Raw genomic sequence first — 4,124 nt, 5'->3', positions numbered from 1 at the left:
CGCCACCGCTGGTCCGAACCCGGTCGCCCCCCTGCCCGAAGCCGAGACCGAAGCCGCGCCCCGGACACCGGACGCCCCCGCCGCCGCCCTGCAGGTCAAAGGGCTCAGCAAGAGCTACGGCTCCAACACCGTGGTATGCGAGGTCACCCTCGATGTGCAGCGCGGAGAGACCCTCTGCCTGATCGGCCCGTCCGGCTCGGGCAAGTCCACCCTGCTGAAGTGCCTGAACCTACTGGAGACGCCCGACTGCGGTGAGATCTGGCTCGGCGAAACCTGTCTGACCGCGCCGCACGCCGACGTCGACGCCGCACGCTCCCGCATCGGCATGGTCTTCCAGCACTTCAACCTCTTCCCCCACATGAGCGTCGAGCGCAACGTCACCCTCGGCCTGACCTCCGTCAAGGGCATGGGCCGCGAGCAGGCCCGCGAGATCGCACGGCTCCGCCTCAAGGAGGTGGGCCTCGGCGCCTTCGCCGACCAGCGCCCCGGCAGGCTCTCCGGCGGGCAGCAGCAGCGCGTCGCCATCGCCCGCGCTCTGGCCATGGAGCCGGAGGTGATGCTCTTCGACGAGGCCACCTCCGCGCTCGACCCCGAACTGGTCAAAGACGTGCTCGCCGTGATGCGGGACCTCGCATCGGGCGGCATGACCATGGCCGTCGTCACCCACGAAATGGGCTTCGCCCGGGAGGCCGCCGACCGCGTCGCCTTCATGTGCGACGGCCGCCTCGCCGAGATCGGTACCCCCGACCGGATCTTCGAGAGCGCCGAACACCCCCGGCTGCGCCAATTCCTCTCCCAAATCCTCTGAACCGCCCTCCCAGCACAGAAAGTGCCAGCCATGCGCACACCTCGTAGATCACTGCTCGTCGGCGCCGTCACCACCGCGCTGCTGCTCCCCCTCACCGCCTGCGGCGGCGACAGCAATGCAGCGGACTCCGGAGCAGCCAAGTACAAGAACCTGGTCAAGCCCGGTGTGATCACCGCGAGCACTGTGTCCGAGCAGCCGCCCTTCTCGGTCACCGACGAGTCGGGCAAGCCCAGCGGATTCGCTATCGATCTGATGAACAAGGCAGCCAAGCGCCTCGGCGTGAAGGTCCAGTACAAGGCCACGAGCCTGCAGGGCGCGCTCACCGGCCTGACCGCCAACCAGTGCGACATCGGGGTCGGCGGGTTCATCGCCGCCCCCGAGCGCAGGAAGCAGGTCGACTTCACCACCCCGTACTACTGGGGCTTCACCAAAATCCTGACCCAGAAGGGCGACAAGCAGACCAAGCTGTCGGACTTCGACGGCAAGCGGGTCGGGGTCGTCAGCGGCTCAGTGCAGGAGGACTATATGGACAAGCGCATGCCGGACGTGCGTAAGGTGAAGTTCAAGGACCACACAGCGCTCGTCACCCAGCTGCTCTCCAAGAGCGTCGACGCTGCCATTCTCGGTGGTGGCGTCGCGGACACATACGCCGCGAAGTCGCCGGTACGCATCGCCGTCACACGGGAAGCCCCCCAGGGCACCGCCTTCCCCATGCGCAAGGACGGTGACCCGAAGCTGCTCAAGGACATCGACACCCAGATCAACGCGATGATCGACGACGGTACTTACATCAAGCTCTACAAGAAGTACTTCCACGACCCGATCAACGCCGACCTGATCAAGGAACGACCCGGGCTCGCGAAGCAGGTCAAGAACACCAGCCTGGCCCCTTCCGAGAAGTGACACGGCCGTGGGGGCGCCCCCTCAGAGGTCGGCGCCCCCACCGACCGATTCAGCACCTCCAAGCCATGCGGGGGGGGTGCTGTCACGTACGTCAACCGCGGTCACCCCGTTTTCCACAGCCGCACCGGGCACTTGAGGCCGCTGCCTGCGATGAGCCGGCCGTCCGGGCTGAAGGCCACGTCTTCCGCGCCGTTCGTGTCCCGAGGCGGCTTCGGGTGACGTTCAGGGCGGCCGGGAACGGTTGAGCAGAGACCTCCACACGGACTGAACCAGCGGGTCATCCGCGCTGGGCGGCCTCGATCACCTGGCGCAGCCCCTCGGTGAGTTCGTCCGCCTCGGGCGCGTTCTGCGGGTCGAACTGCCACTGCGCGATGAGACCCGTCATCAGGGTCACGTAGAACTTGCCCTGGGTGTCGAGGACCTCGTCCGACAGGCCGTCCTCCTTCATGCCCGAGAACAGCGCGACGAGGGCGCGTGCCGCGTCCCGCTGCTGCGACGCCAGGTGGTCGCGCACCGCGGGCAGCTGGTCGCCCATCGCCACGATCTCGATGCTGAGCCGCCACATGGAACCCGGCCCCCGCATGGTGCTGATGATGTTCGCCCACGCCTCCTGGAACCGCTCGATCGAGCCGGGCGCGGCGACGATCGGACCGGCCCCCTCCCCGTCGAAGGCGTCGGCCTGGTCTCCGACCAGTGCCAGGTACGCCTCCGCCAGCAGCGCGTCTTTCGAACCGTAGTGGTAGCCGATCGACGCGAGGTTCGTCCCCGACTCCTTGACGATGTCGCGCGCCGTCGTGCGCACGAAGCCCTTCTCCAGCAGGCAGCGCTTGGCGCCTTCGAGCAGATCCTCACGGTGTCCCATGCGGGCCAGCGTACCTCCGATACATACAACCGTCCTAGACGCTTGATTTATACGCTCGTACTATACGCGCGTTTAATACGGCCGTACATTCCTCGGCATGACAACGAACCCGACCCGGGCCGGCCGTCGTGAGTGGACCGCTCTCGGCGTGCTGATGCTTCCGCTGCTGCTGGTCTCGATGGACGTCTCCGTCCTGTACTTCGCGATCCCCGCCATCAGCGCGGACCTGGAGCCGAGCAGCACCCAGCAGTTGTGGATCTTCGACATCTACGCGTTCGTACTGGCCGGTCTGCTGATGACGATGGGCTCGCTCGGCGACCGCATCGGCCGCCGCCGGCTGCTGCTGATCGGCGCGGCCGCGTTCGGCGCCGCGTCCCTGGTGGCCGCGTACGCGCACACCGCCGAAACCCTGATCGCGGCCCGCGCGGTCCTCGGCATCGGCGGGGCGACCCTGATGCCGTCGACGATGGCGCTGGTCCGCACGATGTTCACCGACCCGGGCCAGCGGACGAAGGCGATCGGACTCTGGTCCGGTGTGATGACGGCGGGCGTCGCCCTGGGATCGGTGATGAGCGGTGTGCTGGTCGAGTTCTTCTGGTGGGGCTCGGTCTTCCTGGTCAACCTGCCCGCGATGGCGCTCCTCCTGGTCCTCGGCCCGATCCTGCTCCCCGAATCGAAGAACCCGAACGCCGGCCGTTTCGACCTGCTGAGCGTGCCGCTGTCGCTTGCGGCGGTCCTGCCGGTGATCTACGGCCTGAAGGAGACGGCGGCCGAGGGCTGGAACGTGCGGTACGTGATGTCGGTGACGGTGGGCCTGCTCTTCGCCGCGCTGTTCGTGCACCGTCAGCGCACCTCCGCGTCCCCGATGATCCCGCCGCGGCTGTTCCACGGCCACGGCTTCACCCCGGCGGTCCTGCTGAACATGGTCGCGATCTTCGGGATGATGGGCTCGGCGTACTTCACCACCCAGTACTGCCAGTCGGTCCTCGGCAAGAGCTCACTGGAGGCCGCGCTGTGGGCGCTGCTGCCGTCGGTGTTCATCGGTGCCGCGGGGCCCGTCTCGGCCCAGCTGCTGCAGCGAGGTGTGCCTCGCGCGTACGTCGTGGCCGGGGGCTTCGCGACGTCGGCGTGCGGTTACGGCCTGCTGGTCCTGGCGGGCACGGACTCCCTCTGGCTGGTGCTCGCCGCCAGCGGTGTCCTGGCCTCCGGGGTCATCGCCGTCACGGCCCAGCTGGCCGATCTGGCCATCAGTACGGCGCCCGTCGAGAACGCGGGCAGCGCCTCGTCCCTCGTGGAGACCTCCTCCGAGTTCGGCGGTGCGCTGAGCATGGCGGCGCTCGGCTCCATCGGCACGGCGGTCTACCACCACGAGATGCCCCCCTCGGCGCCCGCTCCCGCCCGCGAGACCCTCGGCGGTGCGCTCGCCGTGGCCGAGCAGTTGCCGGGGCGCGCGGGGGACGCCCTGGCGGCGGCCGCGCGGGAGGCGTTCACCAGCGGGATGCACGGGGCGGCTGTCGCGGGGGCGGGGGTTCTGCTGGTTGCGGCTGTTGC

Annotated in this window: 4 protein-coding genes; 3 read left to right on the top strand and 1 reads right to left on the bottom strand. The window is 68.5% G+C overall.

Annotation, left to right across the window (positions count from 1 at the left end):
- Positions 1-31 precede the first annotated feature (31 nt).
- On the top strand, positions 32-808 hold the full coding sequence (locus FNH08_RS46080) for an amino acid ABC transporter ATP-binding protein (RefSeq protein WP_152777671.1): 777 nt from the start codon (positions 32-34) through the stop codon (positions 806-808).
- Positions 809-838: 30 nt separating this feature from the next.
- Positions 839-1,711: a substrate-binding periplasmic protein gene (locus FNH08_RS46075; RefSeq protein ID WP_228034790.1), complete on the top strand. Its 873-nt coding sequence runs from the start codon at positions 839-841 to the stop codon at positions 1,709-1,711.
- A 277-nt stretch (positions 1,712-1,988) separates the two neighbouring features.
- On the opposite strand, the gene FNH08_RS46070 is transcribed toward FNH08_RS46075, so the two are convergent.
- Positions 1,989-2,573, bottom strand: coding sequence for a TetR/AcrR family transcriptional regulator (locus FNH08_RS46070; protein WP_152777667.1), 585 nt, complete (start codon positions 2,571-2,573; stop codon positions 1,989-1,991).
- Positions 2,574-2,670: 97 nt separating this feature from the next.
- Between FNH08_RS46070 and FNH08_RS46065 the strand changes: the two genes are divergently transcribed.
- A partial coding sequence (locus tag FNH08_RS46065; RefSeq protein ID WP_152777665.1) for an MFS transporter occupies positions 2,671-4,124 on the top strand: 1,454 nt, incomplete at its 3' end.

It is taken from the genome of Streptomyces spongiae (genome assembly GCF_009377185.1).
Classification (GTDB): domain Bacteria; phylum Actinomycetota; class Actinomycetes; order Streptomycetales; family Streptomycetaceae; genus Streptomyces; species Streptomyces spongiae.
This window is presented reverse-complemented; position numbering and strand designations above follow the sequence as displayed.